The sequence below is a fragment of the Weissella paramesenteroides genome (assembly GCF_051903945.1).
Lineage (GTDB): Bacteria > Bacillota > Bacilli > Lactobacillales > Lactobacillaceae > Weissella > Weissella paramesenteroides_A.
Window position 1 is genome coordinate 459782 of the sequence record NZ_CP192268.1, and the last position, 22264, is coordinate 482045.

Sequence of the window (22264 nt, forward strand, 5' to 3'; positions counted from 1 at the left end):
ATGGTTGAGTTACACAATATCATAGCCAATAAAAAGTGAGAAGTAATATGTTAACCGTTATTAAGCAATATGAGGATAGAGATGTAATTATCTATGATTATTACATTGAAAATCGACAAAATGTTTATGCTGATATGGGTCATATTACTGTTAAATCTATGGGCGGTTTTGCAACATGGCGGGCCGTTAATGATCAAAATGAGAAATATTTAAAACAAGCACTGACAGCCCTGGTGATGAAAAGAAATCAGGATGGTGGTGTCTATCCAGAAATGATAAAAGTGTTGCTTGGGGACAAAAGAGAATCGATGAAGTAGGATGGAAAATTTTACTTAATGACAGGAAGAAGTTGGAACAAGAGGAAATGTTCCAACTTTTTTATGTTAAAAATGGCTTAATTATAAACCTATAAATTTAGCGTGTGCCTTCTTTTTTAACCATCATCCATAACCATTTTCTCTTGACACTATTATATGGTGTATGGCATTCTTAAATTTGGTTACTAAAATCTAAGCATATAGAGGTTAAAAAATGTTTGATATTATTAAAGCAATTATTCTGGGAATAGTTGAAGGGATTACAGAATTCCTACCGATTAGTTCGACTGGTCATTTAATTTTAGCAAATGAATTTATCCAGATGAAACAGTCAACACAGTTTACGGATATGTTCAATGTTGTGATTCAATTGGGTGCGATTTTTGCAGTTGTGGTGATTTACTTCCATAAATTGAATCCATTTTCTCCTAAAAAAAATTCATTGGAAAAACATGATACTTGGATTCTGTGGTTAAAGGTGTTGGTTGCCATTTTGCCATCAGTTGTTCTAGGATTATTGTTCAATGACTGGATGGATGCACATCTGATGAATTGGCAAGTAGTGGCTGCTATGTTACTAATCTATGGAATTTTATTCATTGTTATTGAAAATCGTAATGATCGTCTCACACCACGTTTTACGAATTTAAGTAATTTACCATACCAAACAGCATTTATTATCGGAATGTTCCAGCTCTTGTCATTAGTGCCTGGAACATCAAGATCTGGGGCAACCATTTTGGGAGCCATTTTAATTGGTACGTCTCGTTTTGTTGCAACGGAATTTTCATTTTTCCTTGCGATTCCAACAATGTTTGGTGCATCACTACTAAAAATATTTAAATATTTTAGTCATGGTGGTGTATTCACTGGCACGCAAACAATGGTGTTGTTGACTGGAACAGTTGTTTCATTCATTGTCGCTTATCTATCGATTAGATTCTTGCTTAATTATATTAAAAATAATGACTTTAAAGCGTTTGGTTGGTATCGAATTATCCTGAGTGTTTTGGTAATCGCATATTTTGGCCTTTTTGCAAAATAAAATTAAATATTGATTAGAAAAATGATTGAGTTTATCATTTACTGTGCTATACTTATAGTAAGTCATCAACCTTATTCATATTTTCTACTCTTAAATAGATGATGGATAGTGATTTTGTGTTACCTTGTTGGTACCAAAGTCACTTTTTTATTGATTTTTCAAATTAAAGGTTTCTTTTAGGCTGATTTATATTTTATTTAAGTCGCTGGTCTTATCATAAATATTGTTGATAAGGAAAGCCCATTCCTATCAACAGCCCACACTCATAGAAATTTACCTAACCGTTTAAAGTGATTATACTTTAGACAACCTACTCCTTAATAAAGATCGTTGGTTTTGTTTAACAGCCAACTTGATCCAAAAAGCGTCTATCTTGCCCAGATAGACGCTTTTTGTATTCATAAAAAAATACTAATTTTCTGGCCAACATATTGATTTCACGCCAATGGTTCGTTATTTTAGACGTTAAACAGATATTTATATTCAAAAAGGGGTCGGTATGGGTGATAATTTAAAAGTTAAAAAGTGGGTGCATTGGATTGGGGTTATTTTATTTGTCATCGTTGTTTGTGCAGGTGGCTTTTACGGTCACAAGGTATATCGTGAAAGTCATCCAAAATTATTAACTGAGACACAAATCAAAAATAATCTAGGCATTCATTTAAATAAAAAATTGATTTCGAGTCAAAAAAATTTAGAAAAAAATATACACAAGCGGAGGAAGATCCGAGTTATACAATTGAGCATATGTTTGTAAAGACAAATCCATATAAAACCTCGCCATTAACTGCCCTTGCTATTTTTCATACAGATCAGGCAGCCAAGGTAAGCTATACGGTTGTTGGCAAAACGAATGGGACGTCCATCAGTAATGGTACAACTAAAAATAGTAACACTCACCGCATTAATGTGGTGGGGTTGTATGCTAATATGGCAAATCGAGTAGAATTTACGATAACTTACGCTGATGGACATGTTCAAAAGAAAACGGTAATGATCCAAACACAAGCGTTACCCAAAAGCTTAGCTAGTGTTAATATTCAAGTGAAAATGGCTAATAAGGAGCAAATGGCGATTGGAAAGAACGGATTAACTGCATTTACCCGCACAACAAAGGAACCATTTGCTATTGATGCTGATGGACAGATACGGTGGTATTCAACTGAATATAATCAGCATATTTTTAAAACTTTAAAAAATGGTCATTTGTTGATTTTGAGAAAGCAAAATAATAACCAACTGGTTTATAACGATCTTGTTGAGACAAACTATTTAGGAAAGATTTATCGAAATTACCAATTTAGTAATAAAACATCATCAACTGAAAATTTGAAAGCAAAGCATAAATCAGATGTGGAAACGACTGCTATTCACCATGATGTTATTGAACTACCAAACGGTAATTTATTAGCTACAGTATCTGATGGATCAAAGTTCATTGAGGATACGATGGTTGAAATCAATCGTCAAACAGGTAAAGTGGTACGGGTTATTGATTTGAAACGAATTTTCCCAATGGACATGTATGCACAATATGATGCAACGAAACGTTCTGATGGAAAAATTGATTGGCTACATCAAAACGCAATTAATTATGATAAAAAAGATAACAGTATTATTATTTCTGCACGTCACCAAGATTTAGTAATGAAACTTAATTATGAAACAATGCGTCCGGTCTGGATTTTATCTGGAAAACCGAAAGCAGATTGGCCAAAAAAGTGGCAAAAGCATGTGTTGCGTTATGCTAATGGGACAACTATCAATGGTGGTCAGCATGATGCACGTGTCATTCCTGGTTCACAAAAAGATGGTCAAGAAACTATTTCTATCTATGATAATAATTATGCCGTGTCATATGGTGATAAAAAGACGACCAAGAAATATTCAGCAGGTCGCGAATTAAGAATCAATTTGAAAACAATGACTGCGAAAGAAGTTTGGTCTTATGGACAGGCATTGGGGACGGCTAATTTCACAGATCGCATTGGTTCAAATCGATTGTTGGATAATGGTAATTTCTTAATTGATTTTGGTTACTTAAACGCAAAAAATGGGGATGCTTCTAATATTGTGGAAGTAACTCGTGAAGGTTATCAGGTGTTTAATGTTGAACTTTCTAATTTGCAGTCTAAGGGTTACGTTTATCGTGCTTATCGCATTCATATCTCGTAGCCTATGGGTGTCATATTGCATATTAGGATTGAAAGGGATAAACTTAAGTAATTATGAGAAAAAGGTGGTTAAAAAATGAGTGAAATTACCCAAGAGCAATTAACAGCATTTAAAGAAGCTGTGAATGAAAGCCCCAAGGCCGCAGTTTTACGTGGTGCAGTGACAACTAATGGTATTTTGAAATCAGCGCGTGATAACCAACGTGCTGGTGAATTGACGCCAACATTTAGTGTTGATTTGGAGAGCTCACCAGTTGCTAATCAATTGCAATCGGGACGTTGCTGGATGTTTGCAGCATTGAATACAATGCGCCATGATATGAAGTCAGTCCATGGTTTACCTGGTGATTTCGAGTTATCACAAAGTTACACATTCTTTTGGGATAAGTTGGAGAAGGCTAATTACTTCTACAACAATATTGTGGCAACAGCAGACAAGCCAACTACTGATCGTGAAGTTAGCTTCTTGCTAGCTACGCCACAACAAGATGGTGGGCAGTGGGATATGATTGTTGCAATCATAGAGAAGTATGGTGTTGTGCCACAATCAGCTTTCCCAGAGTCACAAGCATCATCTCATTCTGCTGAATTCAATCGTTTGTTCAATGGTAAGTTACGTAAAGATGCAATTGCGCTACGTCAATTGGTTGCGCAAAATGCTTCAGATGAACAAATTTCTGCTAAGCTTGCAGCATTCAACAAAGAAAACTATCATATGTTATCACTAACCTTTGGAGAGCCACCTTTGACTTTTGACTTTGCATTCCGTGATAAAGATAATGAGTTCCATCGTGAACAAGCAATCACGCCACAGGATTTCTTTAAGAAATATGTTGGTTGGGATTTAAGCAACTACATTTCAATTATTAATGCACCGACGGATGATAAGCCATACAATCAAACTTATGGTGTTAAAATGTTGGGTTCAGTCGTTGGTGGTCGTGATGTTAAGCATTTGAATCTTGACTTAGCAACGTTCAAAGAATTAGCAATCAAGCAACTATCTGCTGGGGAGAACGTTTGGTTTGGTGTTGATATGGGACCAAAGTTAGATCGTGTCGCTGGCTTGATGGATACGGAATTGTATGATGAAGACAGCCTATTTGATATCGATTTCAGCATGACCAAGGCAGAACGCTTGGATTATGGTGACTCATTGATGACGCATGCCATGGTTTTGACTGGTGTTGATCTTGTCGATGGTAAGCCAACAAAGTGGAAGGTTGAGAACTCATGGGGTGATAAGAACGGCCACAAGGGTTACTTTACAATGTCTGACGAGTGGTTTGACCAATTTACTTATCAAGTTGTTATTAAGAAGGAATTCCTTCCTGATGAATTGCGTGATGCTTATGAAAATGGCACACCAAAAGAATTGGCACCATGGGATCCAATGGGTGCATTAGCATAAAAACTATTAAATGACCGAAGTTGTCCAATCAATAATTGGTAATGACTTCGGCTTTTTTGTGACATAGAATTTATGGTATAGTGGTTATCAAAAATAGACAGTGATGGAAAAATTATGTTAAAAGACGATCTGAAGCAAAAGATTATGGCAATTAATGCAACATTGGATATCAAACAATTAAATCCAATTTTGGAACCTGTTTTAATGGCGGGGATGCGTCGGGGATATGAAGCAGCATATTTATTGATTATTGGATTAAGTGAAGGTGTTCAGCCAGATGATCAACCAGCAACTTGGATTGATCAAGTGGAACATACTGCTGATAAGGAATTTGCAAAACTGATTACTAATGTTCATGAAAATGATTCGCAACAAAATGAAGTAGCGACACAAATTAATAGTATGTTAGCAGAAGAATATCATGCAGTCGCTTCGCACCATGATAATCAATTAGTAGTAGAAAGTGTGGTTATGCCTTATTTTAATGGTTGGTTTTTGGGTTATTACCACGCATTGTTAACGTTGGTTGTTGAAAAACAGGCAGCAAAAGATACACAAAGCGAAGGGTTAAAGAAGCAAATTTCTAATCAAGCAATGCAAGCTGTCGAAAATGAGCGAACAAAGTTTCAACATCAGATGTTTTATCAAGATGGTGTTTTAAGGAATATTTTATCTGTTTTAGAACCAAGATAGTACAACAAAAGACACGTTGAAGTCGATTGTCATGATTGTTAGGTCATTGGATCTATTACTGTTAATTGCTATAAAAAGTTGACAAGAAAAATTTTCTGGTGTAAATTGACATCAATAATTAAATTAAAATTAAAAAGCAATGAAGAGAAGCTCATTATTTGTTAGCAATAAGAGAACTGTTGGTCGGTGCGAAACAGGTTGCGATAATTAATGACGATCATCTCTGAGCTATGTCGTTGAAACTTTATTAGACGACATTGGGTGCACCCATTATTGTGTCAGCGTATTACAAATGTTGTACGTGAGAGATAATGCTAGTGATGGCATTATAAATTAAGGTGGTACCACGCATTTAGCGTCCTTTTAACTATTTGATCAGATAGTTAAAAGGACGCTTTTTAATTTGAATGACATTAATTGTATTTTAGGGGGTGAGGACAGATGGAATCGGTGATTCAAAGCGCAAAAGAGAGTCCTAGTCAGATTAGTCTTTTGTTGCAATTAACACAGTATGAACGATTTTCGAGTCATAAACTATTATTTATTTGTCCTCAAGGTACAGACATAAGTGGGAACAAATAAATCAGATTTAATGGAGGGTACACTTATGAATCAGACAATGTCAGAAACACTTACTAAAGGAAATGAATTATCAACAGTTGAAAATGAGTTAGCAGAGAATTTGTTTACCGCATATCAAACACACGACCCCTTACAGCAATCGGCCTATGATGGGAGCGTTACGGATGAAGAAACTGCCTACCGGGTACAACATCGGCTAACTGAATTAAAAAATGAAGCCGTTGGTGGCTACAAGGTATCGCTTACTAGTCAAGAAACTCAGGATATGTTTGACTCAGATTCACCACTTTATGGTGCCCAAGTTAAAAGTCACTTTGTTTCATCGCCTACAACATTATATCGAAGCGACTTAATGGAACCGTTAGCAGAGGTAGAGATGTTATTTACAGCCAAAGAAAACCTTAGCAGCACAGATTCCTTAGTAGATTTACTTCACAAGACAAAAGTTGCGCCGGCTGTTGAAGTACCCGATTCGCGTTTTAGTGATTGGTTTCCAAGTCTGTCAAAATATATGGTAATGTCAGATGCAGCTGTTGGTGGTTATGTTGTTTATGGGAACGAGGTGGATACAGATAAACTTTTCACTGATGTTGATGAGTTGGCCAATGTCACATGTGAGTTATTCCATGATGGTAAAAAACTAAAGAATGGCAGTTCGTCTGAAGTTTTGGGAAATCCACTGCATTCACTCCATTGGTTAGTCGAAAAACTTGAACAACAAGGAACGCCATTAAAAGCTGGTCAACGCGTTTCAAGTGGTACATTCTTATTACCGGAATCATTAGGAAATGGTAGTTGGAAGGCAACTTTCGATAAGGGGCTAGGTGCGGTATTCTTTGATGTTGTTGATTAAAGTAGCATTGGTAGGTAGCAAATATTTAAATTTGGCGATGAGCCGTTCGTAAATTTTAACCTGAATGAGTTGGGATATATTTATATCCTGGCTTTTTTGATGTAATTATTGGTTGCTTTATAGAATGTTTGGCGGTACTATACGGGGGTATTAATTAGAATTTCAAAAATTTTTGATCCAATTTGGAGGCAAATTAATAATGCTCAAGCAATTTGAACGTGTTTCATTTGCAGGAATGCTAGTTACGTTAGGAATTGTATATGGTGATATCGGAACGTCACCATTATATGTCATGAACGCCATAGTTGGTGATGCTGGTAAAATGGGTCATACGTCACCAGACTATATTATTGGTGCCATTTCGTTGATTTTTTGGACGCTTATGATTATTACGACGTTAAAATATGTGATAATTGCAATGCAAGCCGATAACAATCATGAAGGTGGTATATTTTCACTTTATGCATTGGTAAGAGCAAAAGCAAAATGGCTCATTTTTCCAGCGTTAATTGGTGGTGCCGCTATTTTAGCCGATGGTACGCTAACACCAGCAGTGACCGTTACTTCAGCGATTGAAGGATTGCGTGGACAACATCTTGGATCAATATCATTTGGTAATGCGCAAAGTGATGTCTTGTTAATTACAACGGTGGTATTATTGCTGCTATTTGTCATTCAGCGTTTTGGTACAAGTACGATCGGAAAAGCTTTTGGACCAGTAATGATATTATGGTTTGGCTTTTTAGCAATTTTTGGCATTGTCAACGTATTAGGATACCCATCAATTTTAAAAGCACTGTCGCCGTACTATGCCATTACACTCTTATTTAGTCCAGTCAATAAAGTTGGTATTTTCATTCTGGGAAGTGTTTTTCTGGCAACAACTGGTGCTGAAGCATTGTATTCTGATATGGGGCATGTTGGTAAGAAAAATATTTATGCAACTTGGCCATTAGTCTATGGTGCATTGATTTTGAATTACTTAGGTCAGGGCGCTTGGATTATTAATCATGCACATGATCAGGGGTACGCAAATCTGTCAAATATCAATCCGTTTTATGAAATGTTACCTGGTAATTGGCGAATTTTAGGCATAGTGCTTGCCACTTTGGCTGCTGTTATTGCTTCGCAGGCGTTAATTACTGGTTCCTTTACATTAGTTTCTGAAGCAATGGGATTAAAATTACTACCACGTTTGTTGGTTAAGCATCCTAGTGATGTTAAAAATCAAATCTATATTGCTAATGTGAATTGGATTTTATGTATTATTACTCTAGGCATTGTTTGGTACTTTGGTAACTCGCAAAAGATGGAAGCAGCATATGGCCTGGCAATTACTGTTACTATGTTAATGACAACCGTACTACTCTTTGAATTTTTGAAGAGTCGTCTTAATCGAGTTAGCGCATTTTGTATTGCGTTCTTTTTTGGGACGATTGAAACTTTATTTTTGATAGCTAGTCTAGTTAAATTTATTCACGGTGGTTATATTACAGTATTACTGATGTTACTTATTTTGTATGTGATGTGGGTTTGGTACTTTGGTAATAAGAAAAGAGAGCATTATGAAGTAGCAAGTGAATATGTGTCTTTACTTGATTACCGTGATCAACTGTCAAAGTTAAGTGACGATGAGACAGAACCGTTTTTTACCACAAATTTGGTTTACATGACTAAAATTAAAAGTGATTATCGAATCAAGCGTAGTGCAATGTATTCTATTTTGGATCGGCAACCAAAACGAGCTAAAGTATACTGGTTTGTCACAGTAAATGAGACAGACGAACCATATGAAAGTAGCTATACCGTAGATATGTTGGATACGGACAATATTGTTAATGTACAATTATATCTGGGCTTTAAACTATCGCAGGTGGTAAGTGTTTATCTGCATCAAATTGTTGCCAAGTTAGTTGAACAAGGCGTTTTAAAATCACAAGTGCCAAAGTACTCGACTCAGATGGAACGCAAGGTTGGCTCGTTTAAATTTGTCATTATTAAGGAACAACCTGCGGATCTGGTGATTAATGATAAACTGAGTGGGCTAGACAGGCGTTTGATTGCTGGGCGAATCTATCTACAAAAGATTACCGCTTCACCAACCACATGGTATGGCTTGGAATTCAGTAATGTTATTGAAGAAAGCGCACCATTGTTTATTAATTACACAAGTAACCAATATGTTATGCAAAGAAAGATATATCATCGGCAAATAAAAAAGTAGCTGTTAATTTGTTAGAAGATGCTATTGTTGTTTCTTTTATATGTGAGTGGGGAACTTTATAAAGCGTCAGTCGCCATTATAAAATGTAGACATAAAAAAACTGCAAGGTGCAAAGACCTTACAGGCGACTGAGTTTGAAAGTGTGTTTTTGGATAGCGCTGATTAGTCTTGATGACTTATCAGCGTTTTTCTATGCCATTTTCCGTTGCCAGAAAATCTTGCAGACCAGTTTTATTTGTCTCTGATAATGATTGTATGTTTATTTGAGAGAGAGGGGTTACACTTGTTTGAGATAGGCGCTTTTCATTTGTCTTAGATAAACCTTTCCAATACATGAGATTGTCCTTTCTAAAGTAGTGAGTACGATAGTGTACGCAATAATATTTCTGAGATGGCGGAGTTAACTGGCCCAAGTAATTGTATGATCAGTTTTTAATCTGCCCATTTTCAAGTTCTTTATACAACATGATAACACGCAAAATGCTGTTTGCGTGTTAAGGAGCAAAGCAGATAAAGAATAATCAAATTATTACTGGAAATTAATCAAATGAACTATTAAAAGTAGGGGCTAATTTTTTTATTATAAATATGAGTCATTGTTAGGATCTTGTCATTCAGCTCTGGACAACGTATGTTATAATCTACATATGTTGATAATGACATGCGAATGATGAGGAGACAGGCTTATAAATTTAGGAGTATTAGTTGTTACTTTTTTAGGTGTTAATTTTGACTTTTTCTTTATGTTATTATTCTTGTTAAAAAAATATCGAATATCGCAAGTTATCTTGGGATACTTGATTGGTGTTATTATATTGTTAACAGCTAGTTATTCGATTGGTGCAGTATTGGCATCATTCTTACCAGAATGGCTATTAGGATTATTGGGAATATTACCCATTTATATGGCTATCCATGATAATGACGAAGAACAGGATAATAACAGTAAGCAGTCGCCAATCGTGACGGTATTACTGACATACTTATCGGTCTGTTCAGGTTGTGTCTTAGCTATCTTTTTACCTGTTATGATAGGCAAGAGCTTTAATAACTTTTTAATCGCACTGCTTATCATTGCATTGTTAACAATTATTGTTGTATTCATTGTTAAATGGGTGGCAGATATGAAAATTGTTACTGAACTAATGGATTGTTACGGTGAGATGCTAATGAAAATTTGCTATATTCTAATTGGATTTTACGTATTTTGGGATAGTGGGTTGATTAGTCATTTAATGGCATTGTTTTAGTTGTTAGAAAGAGAGTAGTGGCATGATTGATGAAGAACATTTAAATGAAATGAACAAGGTCATGAAGTTATTAAGTAACCCTGTTAGAGTGCAAATGTTGTATGTATTAGAAAATAAAAGCATGAGTGTTAATGAATTAAGTGAAAAACTATCAGTGGAGCAGTCGGTTATTTCTCATAACTTAGCGCTATTGCGTGAGCATCAGCTAGTAATGGCTGAACGACAAGGAAAATACAACTACTATCAATTGAATGATCCACATATTTTAGACGTGATCAATGAAACACTTGAGCACGTTGACCATGTCATACGTGGTAAGCAACATGGAGAATAAACAAGCGTAAGCATCTATAAGTAAATGTAAATTCATTGTAACTAGCGGTCTTTTTTGTGTTCGGTCTATTAAATTTTTATTTAAGGCAACCACAACATATCAACATATATAGGGGATAGGGATGCAACTCCCCTCGGATCCATTCAATGTCAGCTGGTTAAATAATATAAAATTTACATGATAAAAATCAATTTTTGATATAATTCAGACTCTTCTGGAGCTTTTGTTGACAGTATTTGATATTGTTGATGAAGGCTTTTTTATGCTATTGGATGCGCTCACAGAAGCCGTTTTGAGCCATTTTTCTAATATTATTAAATAAGGATGGGGGTCTTTTACTGGATTAAAACAGTACAGAATTGACATTTAGCATTAATCGCTCACAGAGCTTGCAATGGTTAGAAATTGAACTAAGGACAGGGTGAGGCAAACAGTTGGTTAATCAAGGACTTATGATGTTTGCGAATATTTTCATATAACATCTATGATTTTCGAGTAAGTACCGAGGCAAAATAAAAACGCCATTCAATTGAATGAACAGCGACATATTACACGATGGGTAGTCCCGTATTATTTAATTTTTCAAGTACACTAGCTGGCATACTTGATGTTGTTATATCAGTCAAAACGTTGATATAAAAGCATTTGTAAACCTTACTATGGAGCCGAGGGGAGTTGAACCCCTGTCCTAACATCTTGCAACTGACACCTCTACGTTCATAGCAAAACGATTTAAGTCTCACTTATCGCACGCCGTTTTGCCAAGCGATCGAATAAGCCAGTCTGATTATCCTCTTCTAAACTCCCGCAGACGGAGAGCGTTTAGCGCAGGTTACTCGATTTGAGACTTACGATAGCACGTAACTAATACTAAAGTAAGCAACGCCAGCTGGTTTTTAGGCAGCTAATGCGTAGTTATTGTTTGAATTTTTTGCAGTTAATTCTACTGAGTGGATTATAGGGCCACAACCCCTAAACGCAGTACCAGCCCAAACAATGCTAGTCGATTCCGTAACGACCCCGTTAATAGTTATTAGTATACCAAGCTTTTTGTAGCAGTACAAATACGATACGTCAGATACTCTAAATAAATATTCGCATTTAATGAGTTGAAAATATTGTTTAATATTTTTAGTTCGTGTATAATCTATTACTGGTGGTTAAAATAATAAATAAAATTTAAAAACACGAACATTCATGCTTAGGAGTTTATAATATGGAATTTACGACCGTTTTTGACTATGAGGATATTCAACTAATACCAAACAAATGTATTATTAATAGTCGTTCAGAGGCTGATACATCAGTAAAGTTAGGAAATCACACGTTTAAAATCCCCGTCGTGCCGGCAAATATGCAAACAGTAATTGATGATGCATTGGCAATGAAATTGGCTAAATCAGGTTATTTTTATGTCATGCATCGCTTTAATCCAGAAACACGTTTGGATTTCGTGCGAACTTTTCATGAAGAAGGTCAGATTGCTTCAATTTCTGTTGGTGTCAAGCAAGAAGAATATGATTTTATTGATCAGTTGAAAGCTGCAGATTTAGTACCAGAGTATATTACAATTGATATTGCCCATGGTCACTCAGATTCAGTTATTGAAATGATTAAGTACATCAAGAAAAATTTGCCAGAATCATTTGTTATTGCTGGAAACGTTGCCACACCTGAAGCAGTTCGTGATCTAGAAAATGCTGGGGCAGATGCAACGAAAGTTGGGGTTGGACCTGGAAAAGCCTGCATTACCAAATTAAAGACAGGATTTGGCACTGGTGGCTGGCAACTGGCAGCTTTGCGTCTGTGTGCTAAGGCTGCAAAGAAGCCAATTATTGCCGATGGTGGAATTCGTTATAATGGTGATATTGCAAAGTCAGTTCGTTTTGGTGCCACAATGGTAATGATTGGTTCACTATTCGCTGGCCATGCTGAAACACCAGGTGACATTGTCGAGTTGGATGGTGCGAAGTATAAAACTTATTTTGGTTCTGCTTCTCAATATCAAAAGGGTGAATATAAGAACGTCGAAGGTAAGAAGTTACTAGTACCTTATCGTGGCTTGATTCAGGATACTTTGAATGAGATGGAACAAGATCTGCAATCATCTATTTCATACGCTGGCGGACGCCAATTGCGTGATCTAAGATATGTTGACTATGTTATTGTTAAAAATTCAATTGTGAATGGTGATTCATACTAAAAATCGTTGGACAATCGTGAGGAGTTGGGACAAAAGGAACTGTTCCAACTTTTTTAGTCAAAAATATATTAGTTATAAGTCTGTAAGTTTTATAGCATAAACGCGTTATATTGAGGCTTCAAAACGACTTTTGTCTCACTTTCTCTTTTTTGAATCTTGTGAATTTGCGAAGAAGTTTGTCTTTTAGTTTTATGAAGCTAATAAATTAGGTATGATAATGTTATAGAAAAATTGAAGGGAGTCTTGTATGAAGCTTTTACAAAAATGGTTGATCAATAACTTTGATTGGCAAGCACTTGGACTCGCTTTGTTGATTATTATCTTGACAATTATTGTAACTAAAGGAATTGTTGGCGTCATCTTCTATCAAATTGAAAAAAGATTGACTAAGCGATTTGCAATTTGGCGAGATGTTCTTGTCGCTTTTGAAAAACCTGTAAAAATTGCGGTTTTATTTGCCGGATTCGTTTGGGCTTTACATACTGCTCGAGCACCACATTTAATTCTTCAGTACGTCGACGCAATTAATAAATCGGTTTTGATGTTTAGTGTGGGATATGGGTTATACTCACTAATGTCATCTCTAACTGACCTGTTCCAATATTTTGGTGCTAAAATTCATGTTGAAGTTGATTCGATTGTGATGCCATTCTTAAAGCGAACATTACAATTTGTTGTGATGGCATTAACGGTTACAATGATTTTGTCTGATTGGGGTATTAACGTTAATGGTGTGTTTGCCGGATTAGGTTTGGCAGGCTTGGCTGTTTCAATGGCAGCCCAGGACCCAATTAAAAATTTGCTGGGTGGTATTATCATTATTACCGAAAAGCCGTTTCAAATTGGTGACAATATTGAATCACCATCCGTTGCAGGAATTGCAGAAGATATTACTTTTCGTTCAACTTTAGTGCGTACCTTAGATGGCGCATTGGTGGTTGTGCCAAATGCAACCCTTTCAAACGAACCAATTACCAATTGGTCACGAGTAGAAATACGTAAAATTCCATTAGTTTTTTATCTATCTTTGAAAACAGATACCAAAGAATTGATTGCTGTTTCAGAAGAAACAATGAGAAAGTTATTATTGGATGATCGTTTTGAAGAAGGCACAGCTAAGGCGTTTATTAATCAGGTAACACCTTATGGATATGAATTTAATGTTAATGTATTTTTGAAAATGCTGCCAGATACTGATTTCCCGGGAGCACGAGCTGATGTTAATATGATTGTATTACGAATCCTTGCAGAACATAATATACAGTTATCAGTTGATACAAAACAAATGCCACAGCAATGATTGACTTCAAATTCAGAAAACGGTATAGTTTAACACAATAAAATATTGCTTTTTTAATGGTCAGACGAGAGCTGGCAAAGGAGCGCGTTATAAACGAGATAGTTAATTTAGATCGCGCCATATTTGTGGGGCGATTTTTTTATACCCTTATTAAGGAGAAAGAAATGGCAAAAGAATTTGGGCAGGTGCAGGCGATAAATGAAAATCAGCGAACAATGTCAAACTGGGATATGTTTGCGACATGGATTGGAGCTAATGCGAATAATGGTACCTGGTACATTGGTGGTGTGATTGCAGCCGCAGGTATGTACACGGCATCAACAACATTAATTGTGACAGGTATTATGTCATATCTATTTCTTACGCTAGCTTCCTACATGGGATACAAAACGGGGCTACCGATGATGGCCTTAACAAGAGCATCATTTGGATTAAAAGGGTCGTTTGGCCCATCAGTAATTAACATTGTGCAATTTATCGGGTGGGCAGCAGCCAATACTTTTATTGCTGCAATTTCGATCTCGGTAATTTTTAAGGACTTATTAGGCTGGACAGCTTACGCCAATGGCGGTAAAGCAGGGCTAGTCATCGGAATTATTATTATGTCATTGTTACACTTAGCTTCTATTTCGCTAGGTGAAAAATCTGTACGACTGATTGAGCGAATTGGTATTATTTTGGTCATTATTTTTGTTGTCTGGGAAGCAATTGTTGTTTTTCAAAATGTATCATTAAATCAAATTTTTTCATGGCAACCACCTAAGTCAGTTCGTATTTCGTCAGGGACAGCAATTGATATTCTAGCAGCCTTTAATTTGGCTTGGGTAACGGCGTCATCTGACTTTTCTAGGTTTGCTAAGAAAAATTCTGGGGCAACCGGTTGGTCATTTTTGGGAGCAAATATCGGTTTGTTTGGCTTTGCCTTTATTGGATTGCTAGCAACGATTGGAACTGCTGTGATGAATCACTCATTTGATCCAAATGATTCGGATCCATCAACGATTGCATCTAAATTGGGATTAGGAATTATTGCATTACTTGTCATTATTATTACATCAACGACTGCTAATGCAGTCAATTTAATGGCGGCTGGTTCTGCGTTGACTAATATGTGGCATAAATTAAAATTAACGCCCGCTTTATGGATTGTCACACTTATCGCCACGGCTGTATCGTTCATTCCATTATTGTTTACGACTTTCTTGGATGCTTTCACGGCATTCTTAGACTATATTGGTATGTTTTTAGGTCCTGAAATTGCCGTCTTTTTGGTTGATTATTTTGTGATTCGAAAAGGAAAATATGAGTTGTCAGAATTCACAAAAATAGACGGTAAATATTGGTATCAAGGTGGTTTGAATTGGTTGGCAATTATCTCTTGGGTAATTGGTATCGTGCTATACTTTAGTTTAAAATCAGTTTCATGGTTAAGTGAAACGATTGGTGTAACTTTTGTGGCAATGCTTTTTTCAGGGATAATTTATTATGGGTTAACTCGGCTACTTAGTAGTAAAGAAAAGTAATATTGCCAAATAAAACTTTGCTTTAAGGATTGAATTCAGATGAAATATTTAATTGTCACAGAGAAGCCATCTGCCGCTAAAAATTTTATAAAAGCGTTAGGTGGGAAGTCCGGTCAATATGCTGGCTATGACTATCAGATTGTTAATCTTCATGGTCACATGATGACTTTTAAAGAGCCAGAGGAGATGGTTAATGAAGATTTACGAACGGCTTATAAATCTTGGACGTTAAAGTATTTACCTTGGCAATTAACAGAGATGAATTGGCAGCGCACGTATTTAAAACAGCGTCAACCAAAGACCGGTCGTTTAAAATCAACGAAAACAGAGCTGACAGACTTACAACAAGAAAGTCGAAAAAACTATGATGCCATTGTGATTGCTACGGATACGGATCCATCAGGAGAAGGTGACTTGCTGGCATGGGAGGTCATCGATGCAATTAAGTGGCAGGGAAAAGTACTACGGGCAAATTTTGTCGATGAGGCGCCTAAAAGCATTAGACAAGCAATGGCTAATTTAAGTGACGTTTCGGATAAGACACAACACGGTGCGTACTTAAAAGGGGAAACCCGCAGTCGCTGGGATTTTGCGTCCATGCAACTGACGAGAATTGCAACAACTTCTGCTAAAAAAGCTGGATTTAAAGTTGTAGCGCGTGAAGGGCGTTTGAAATCAGTGATTGTTTGGAAAATTTATGAGCAAATGCAGAAAATTAAGCAGTATGTGAAACAGCCTTTTTATGAGGTTCGCTTCAAGGACCCAGCTGGGCACATATTTAAACGTTCGTTGCCAAAAGATGATCAGGTTGCTTGGCGATATGATAAAGAAGCACTTGCTCAAGTTGAAAAACAAAATTATCAACCTGCAGATGTCATTAACGAAAAGCATACTAAACGGCAACAAGCTCCTGATAAATTATTAGATTTAGCTGGCTTGGCGGCCATTTTGGCGCCACAGGGCTATGACAGTAAAGAGGTGCTGAGAACGTATCAGAAAATGTATGAAGCACAAATCGTTTCGTACCCAAGAACTGATGATAAGTCGGTCACCCCAGAACAATTTGCAGAACTGTTACCAAAGGTTGATCAAATTGCTCATTTAGTTGGAGTTGATAAACAACTTTTGACGCATCGACAACCGCGTACAACACATGTCAAACCACAAGGGTCACATGGGGCTAATCGTCCCGGATTGAATGTACCAACAAGTATGCAAACACTATCAAAATATGGTGTGAGTGCCGCTGCAATTTATGAAATTTTAGCTAAAAATTATTTGGCGATGTTGGCCGAGGATTATATTTATGATCACGTAACAGCAGAATTGAAGCAATATCCTAGCTTTAAAACAGCGTTTAATATACCAATCGCCAAAAATTATAAACTTGTTTATGATGCACAGCAGGCTTTACAAGATAATCAAGTTGATGAGGAGCAAAGTGATGCAATAGTCGGACCTAAAGCAGATCCGTACATCTATGAGGGCACTAATAAAAAACCGAGTTATCCCACAACAAAATGGTTGATGGCTTTCTTGGAAAAAAATAATGTAGGAACTGGTGCGACACGTGTTTCAACTTTGTCGGAGATGAGCCAGGGAACTCGTAAAATGATGACTGAGAAAAAGGGGCGTTTAACGCTTACTGAAACCGGCAACGTTTCAGCCATTATGGTTGCGGGAACGTGGATTGCATCTCCTAAAATTACCAAAAGATTATTTGAAATAATGAACGAAGTCGGTGAATTTAAGGTGACGATGGCAAAGGCGCTTGATTCAGTGACCCAAGTTGTTCAGCATGACATGCCAATCATGGTTGAAAATTCTCAGAAATTGGTCGTTGAATTAGGAAAACCAAAAATTAAAAATGCGAGAACAACAAAGAAAAGCTCTGAAAAAATTAAGGGACAGTTTAACGGTCAAGAAATTAGTTTTGCAAAAACGTGGAGTGACCATACTTTTTCGGATGAAGAATTGCAACACTTGCTTAATGGGGATGAAATTAGTTTTGAGGCGAAAACAAAACGAGGAAAAAATTATACGGCAACCGGTTATTTAGCAAAACAAACATATAAAGGGCATCCATATTATGGTTTTAAACTAAAGCCAAGAAAAAAATAAAGGGTAAATACTAAGGAGATTAGGTATGTTAATTAAACAAGTTGTGATTGAAAATGCTGAAAAATTGCAGGATGTGCGGATCATAGATGGAAAATTTGCTGCAATTGATGATTTATTAACACCAATTGCGGGTGAACAAGTTATCGATGCAACAGGAAAATTAATGATACCACCCTTTGTTGATCCGCATGTTCATCTAGATTCAACAATGACTGCTGGACAACCTGAGTGGAACGAGAGCGGAACTTTGTTTGATGGTATTCGAATTTGGGGTGAACGTAAGCAGACCTTATCTCATGAGGATGTTAAGCAGCGAGCCATTGCGGCCTTGAAAATTCAAGCTATGCACGGACTACAGTTTGTCCGATCACATGTTGATGTGACTGACCCAAATTTAGTGGCATTAAAGGCATTGCTAGAAGTGCGTGAAGAAGTTAAGCCTTGGATGACCCTACAATTAGTTGCTTTCCCACAAGAGGGGATTTTATCTTTTCCTAATGGTAGGGAATTGATGACCAAGGCGGCTGAAATGGGAGTAGATGCAATTGGTGCGATTCCTCATTTTGAATTTACTCGTGAATACTCAGTGGACTCATTGCATTTTGCATTTGATTTAGCCCAAAAATATCACTTGTTGATTGATGCGCATACAGACGAAATTGATGATCCAGCATCACGAGGATTAGAAACATTGGCCATGCTAGCATTAGAGACAGGATTGAAGGAGCGAGTAACCGCATCACATACGACAGCAATGGGGTCTTACAATGATGCGTACGTTTCTAAACTCATGCGACTATTGAAAATGGCTGATATTAATTTTGTTGCTAATCCATTAATTAATATGTATCTAGGTGGACGCTTTGACACATATCCAAAGCGTCGTGGGTTAACACGTGTTAAAGAATTAGATGCCGAGGGATTGAATGTTGCCTTTGGAGAAGATGATATAAAGGATCCTTGGTATCCAATGGGAAATGGCAATATGATGGATGTCTTACATATGGGACTGCATGCAACACAGATAATGGGCTATACAGAAATCATGAACTCATATCGTTTTATTACTAGTCAAGGTGCGCGGACGATGCAGGTTGCGGAGAACTATGGTATTGAGGTGGGGAAGCCAGCAAACCTCTTAATTTTTAATGCTGCTAATTGGTATGACGCTTTGAATGAGCGAGCAGAATTATTATATTCTGTTCATGAAGGACATGTTCTAGTGGAGACAAAGCCAGCGGATGTGCATGTACATTTACCAAAATAAGGCTAAATTATTTTTAATAGGTTAAGGGGCTGACAGCTGACTTTGTATAAAGTTGGCGACAGCCCTTTTTCCTTACATTAGTAGCACTTTAGGCGGAAAATGTTTGGTGAGTGTTGCAGTGATGAAATAACGACTTAAAAAGTTTTAAGAAGCATCGTTGTATAATAGAAATTAAAGATTTATGGAACAAAAAAAGTGCTGATGGTGGATATAGGTAAAAATATGAAATTGCTAATGATAGAAGATAATACATCCGTGTCAGAAATGATGGGGATGTTTTATAAGAAAGAAAAATGGGATGTCACCAATGCCTACGATGGTGAAGAAGGACTTAAGTTATTTAACGAGAACGCACAGGCATGGGATGCTGTTATCTTGGACTTGAATCTTCCAAAAGTTGATGGGATGCAAGTTGCTATGAAAATTAGAGAAGTGTCTGCAGAAGTGCCTTTAATTATGCTAACAGCACGAGATTCAGATTCAGATCAGGTACTTGGTTTTGATGTTGGTGCGGATGATTATGTTACGAAACCATTTAGTCCAATTACATTGATTGCACGGATCAAAGCTATTCATCGCCGGGCGATGATGCAACCTGTCAGTCACGAAGAAGACGTGATTGATGATTTTGATGTGCAAACACGAACATTTAAATTGAATTCAAGAACACGTGAAGCATATTTAAATGATGTGTTAATTCCGGATTTAACACCAAAAGAGTTTGACTTATTACGCGTACTTTCAAAAAAGCAACGTCAGGTGTTTTCACGTGATCAACTATTACAATTAGTATGGGATTATGAGTATTTTGGGGATGAACGTACTGTAGATGCTCATGTGAAGAAGTTACGTCAAAAAATTGAAAAAGTTGGTCCTCAAGTTATCCAAACGGTTTGGGGTGTGGGGTACAAATTCGATGATTCAAATGTACCTGAAACACCAATGAAATAACGATTAGAGATGAGCAAATGAAAAAAGGGCGCATTGAAAAATTGTTAATTGTATTAATTTTGATGTTTATATTGACGACCTTGCTTATATTGTTCCATTTGAATGATTTGGTCATTATTCTAGTATTAACTCTGATAACACTGATTGGTGTTTATGGTCTAATCTTACTTAAGAAACAGGTTAGTTTAGTAGAAAAGCAACAGCATGAGTTAAAGTTTTTAAAAAACAAAATTGTTGCGCAACGTGATGAAGAAGCGGCAATGTTGTCAAATGCTTCACATGAGATGCGGACACCGCTTACAACGATTGCGGGCATTGCTGAAGGCTTGCAGTATGGCGTTATTAGTCCTGATGAACAACAACATTCTTATGATTTAATCAAAGAAGAAGCGGATCGATTGACAAGGTTAATTAAATCAACGCTTTCATATGAGCGATTGCGACAACAACAACTAGATAACCAACCTGAACAATTTAGTGTTGTTTCAGTTATTCGCCGTCAAATTGAACAATTGACTAAACAAGCTGAGTCAGTTGGTAATGAGATTCAAGATTTGACCGTACAAGACGTTATCGTTTATGCAGATTCAGATCAAGTCGCACAAATTTTAACGAATATCTTAGCAAATGCCATCCAGTTTACAACAAATGGCATCATTACAGTTGCAGTTGATGAGATAGGTGGACAAGCGCATATTGTCATTTCGGACACCGGGATAGGTATGACTGAAGACCAGTTAAGTAAAATTTGGCAGCGATACTATAAGGCTGATCCATCACGTACGAAACGTGGTGAATCTGGATTGGGGATGGCAATTGTCAAACAACTAGTTGGTGCTAATCATGGTGAGATAAAAGTGTCATCGAAGTTAGGAATTGGCACGACTTTTGAAATTCTATTACCATCAAAAATTAATTAATAACTCATTTTGCATGTTATTCAAAAAAATATTATAAAAATGATAACGGATACATTGTTTTTGAAGATTTACTATGTTATCGTTCAATGTTGTGAATATTTTTTGAATTATTGTGAAGGAGATATTATGTCAATTTTAATTGCACTGATTCCGGCGTTGGCATGGGGATCAGTTGGCTTAGTTACCACAAAAATGGGTGGTACGGCTGCTCAAGGGACATTAGGAATGACTTTTGGATCATTAGTCTTTGGCCTATTGACGCTATGTGTTTTTGTTATTCCAAATTCCGGCATGTCGTTTGCTTTTAATCCACGTATTTGGTTAGTTGGTTTCATTTCTGGAATTTTTTGGGCGGTTGGAACTGCAGGTCAATTCGTTGGTTATAAAAAATTAGGCGTTTCGATTGGACAACCCTTGTCAACTGCAGGTCAGATTATTGGTAATGCATTATTGGCCGCTATTGTGTTGGGAGAGTGGCAAACTGGACATATGTGGTTGTTTGGAACAATCGCAATTATTGCCGTTGGTTTGGGTGCTGTTTTGACGGCATTACCGGATTCGGCACAATCAGGAACAGAGTCTGCTAATCATGAGGCGAAAAGTGGTGCGATTGCTATCCTAATTTCAACATTGGGATATATGTTGTATTTTATTTTTCCTAACTTGCTTAATAAAGTTGGGTATATTACTGATCATGTACATAATCAAAATAAAGGTTTGGATTACATGACGGCAATTGTTGGTCCGCAATCAATTGGACAAGTTCTAGGAGCATTAGTGATTGTTATCTTCTTTATGAAAGAGGGTAAGACAATGTTTGAAAAAGGAACTTGGCGCAATATGGTAACTGGGTTGGTTTGGGGACTCGGAAATGTCTTCATGTTTATCTCAGCTGCCAATCCAAATGTCGGTCAAGCAATTGCTGCGACCTTATCACAAACAGGTGTAATTGTGGGAACATTTGGTGCGATTTTCTTGCTAAAAGAGAAGAAAACGCCACGTCAAATGGTGTATATTGCAATTGGATCAATTTTGGTAGTTGTTGGTGCTATTTTAATTGCGAAATTATAATTTCACACGTAAATAAAAAGTTAGT

18 protein-coding genes, 1 other RNA gene and 1 other annotated feature are annotated in these 22264 nt (G+C 36.7%); of the genes, 18 read left to right on the forward strand and 1 reads right to left on the reverse strand.

What is annotated here, in order from left to right:
* Positions 1 to 47: 47 nt before the first annotated feature.
* The 10 genes from ACQ4QH_RS02100 (at position 48) to ACQ4QH_RS02145 (ending at position 10883) form a co-directional block, all read left to right on the forward strand.
* Positions 48 to 317, forward strand: coding sequence for a hypothetical protein (locus ACQ4QH_RS02100; RefSeq protein WP_439819120.1), 270 nt, complete (start codon positions 48 to 50; stop codon positions 315 to 317).
* Between the two features lie 214 nt (positions 318 to 531).
* Positions 532 to 1362 carry an undecaprenyl-diphosphate phosphatase gene (locus tag ACQ4QH_RS02105; RefSeq protein WP_439819121.1) on the forward strand — a complete coding sequence of 277 codons (831 nt, stop codon included), beginning with the start codon at positions 532 to 534 and terminating at the stop codon, positions 1360 to 1362.
* Between the two features lie 499 nt (positions 1363 to 1861).
* The gene (locus tag ACQ4QH_RS02110; protein WP_439819122.1) at positions 1862 to 2119 is read left to right on the forward strand and encodes a hypothetical protein; all 258 of its coding nucleotides are present in this window, start codon (positions 1862 to 1864) and stop codon (positions 2117 to 2119) included.
* Positions 2110 to 3537, forward strand: a complete 1428-nt coding sequence (locus ACQ4QH_RS02115) for an aryl-sulfate sulfotransferase (protein ID WP_439819123.1) — start codon at positions 2110 to 2112, stop codon at positions 3535 to 3537. The genes ACQ4QH_RS02110 and ACQ4QH_RS02115 overlap by 10 nt, the downstream gene beginning before the upstream one ends.
* 75 nt (positions 3538 to 3612) lie before the next feature.
* Positions 3613 to 4947: a C1 family peptidase gene (locus ACQ4QH_RS02120; protein WP_439819124.1), complete on the forward strand. Its 1335-nt coding sequence runs from the start codon at positions 3613 to 3615 to the stop codon at positions 4945 to 4947.
* A 114-nt stretch (positions 4948 to 5061) separates the two neighbouring features.
* Complete coding sequence (locus ACQ4QH_RS02125; protein WP_439819125.1) at positions 5062 to 5640, forward strand: hypothetical protein; 579 nt, start codon at positions 5062 to 5064, stop codon at positions 5638 to 5640.
* Between the two features lie 130 nt (positions 5641 to 5770).
* Positions 5771 to 6006: a binding site (T-box leader), on the forward strand.
* A 226-nt stretch (positions 6007 to 6232) separates the two neighbouring features.
* Positions 6233 to 7075 (forward strand): 2-keto-4-pentenoate hydratase, encoded by an 843-nt coding sequence (locus ACQ4QH_RS02130; protein ID WP_439819494.1) that lies wholly within the window; start codon positions 6233 to 6235, stop codon positions 7073 to 7075.
* Positions 7076 to 7274: 199 nt separating this feature from the next.
* Entirely contained in the window at positions 7275 to 9299 is a 2025-nt protein-coding gene (locus tag ACQ4QH_RS02135) for a KUP/HAK/KT family potassium transporter (protein ID WP_439819126.1), read from the forward strand.
* 686 nt (positions 9300 to 9985) lie between these two features.
* Entirely contained in the window at positions 9986 to 10549 is a 564-nt protein-coding gene (locus ACQ4QH_RS02140; RefSeq protein WP_439819495.1) for a cadmium resistance transporter, read from the forward strand.
* A gap of 22 nt (positions 10550 to 10571) precedes the next feature.
* Positions 10572 to 10883, forward strand: a complete 312-nt coding sequence (locus ACQ4QH_RS02145; protein ID WP_439819127.1) for an ArsR/SmtB family transcription factor — start codon at positions 10572 to 10574, stop codon at positions 10881 to 10883.
* A gap of 657 nt (positions 10884 to 11540) precedes the next feature.
* On the opposite strand, the gene ssrA is transcribed toward ACQ4QH_RS02145, so the two are convergent.
* Positions 11541 to 11905, reverse strand: a transfer-messenger RNA (tmRNA) gene (gene ssrA, locus ACQ4QH_RS02150).
* 194 nt (positions 11906 to 12099) lie between these two features.
* On the opposite strand from ssrA, the gene ACQ4QH_RS02155 reads away from it, so the two are divergent.
* The 8 genes from ACQ4QH_RS02155 to ACQ4QH_RS02190 all read left to right on the forward strand — a co-directional run bounded on the left by ACQ4QH_RS02155 (position 12100) and on the right by ACQ4QH_RS02190 (position 22239).
* Entirely contained in the window at positions 12100 to 13086 is a 987-nt protein-coding gene (locus tag ACQ4QH_RS02155) for a GMP reductase (RefSeq protein WP_436586441.1), read from the forward strand.
* Between the two features lie 247 nt (positions 13087 to 13333).
* Positions 13334 to 14386, forward strand: coding sequence for a mechanosensitive ion channel family protein (locus ACQ4QH_RS02160; RefSeq protein ID WP_439819128.1), 1053 nt, complete (start codon positions 13334 to 13336; stop codon positions 14384 to 14386).
* Between the two features lie 164 nt (positions 14387 to 14550).
* The gene (locus ACQ4QH_RS02165) at positions 14551 to 15909 is read left to right on the forward strand and encodes a cytosine permease (protein ID WP_439819129.1); all 1359 of its coding nucleotides are present in this window, start codon (positions 14551 to 14553) and stop codon (positions 15907 to 15909) included.
* A gap of 39 nt (positions 15910 to 15948) precedes the next feature.
* On the forward strand, positions 15949 to 18030 hold the full coding sequence (locus tag ACQ4QH_RS02170) for a DNA topoisomerase (RefSeq protein WP_439819130.1): 2082 nt from the start codon (positions 15949 to 15951) through the stop codon (positions 18028 to 18030).
* 25 nt (positions 18031 to 18055) lie between these two features.
* Positions 18056 to 19297, forward strand: a complete 1242-nt coding sequence (codA, locus tag ACQ4QH_RS02175) for a cytosine deaminase (RefSeq protein ID WP_439819131.1) — start codon at positions 18056 to 18058, stop codon at positions 19295 to 19297.
* A 222-nt stretch (positions 19298 to 19519) separates the two neighbouring features.
* A complete protein-coding gene (locus ACQ4QH_RS02180) occupies positions 19520 to 20248 on the forward strand; it encodes a response regulator transcription factor (RefSeq protein ID WP_439819132.1) in 729 nt (242 codons plus the stop codon).
* Between the two features lie 17 nt (positions 20249 to 20265).
* Positions 20266 to 21168 (forward strand): sensor histidine kinase, encoded by a 903-nt coding sequence (locus tag ACQ4QH_RS02185; protein ID WP_439819133.1) that lies wholly within the window; start codon positions 20266 to 20268, stop codon positions 21166 to 21168.
* Positions 21169 to 21294: 126 nt separating this feature from the next.
* Entirely contained in the window at positions 21295 to 22239 is a 945-nt protein-coding gene (locus ACQ4QH_RS02190; protein ID WP_439819134.1) for a GRP family sugar transporter, read from the forward strand.
* Positions 22240 to 22264 lie beyond the last annotated feature (25 nt).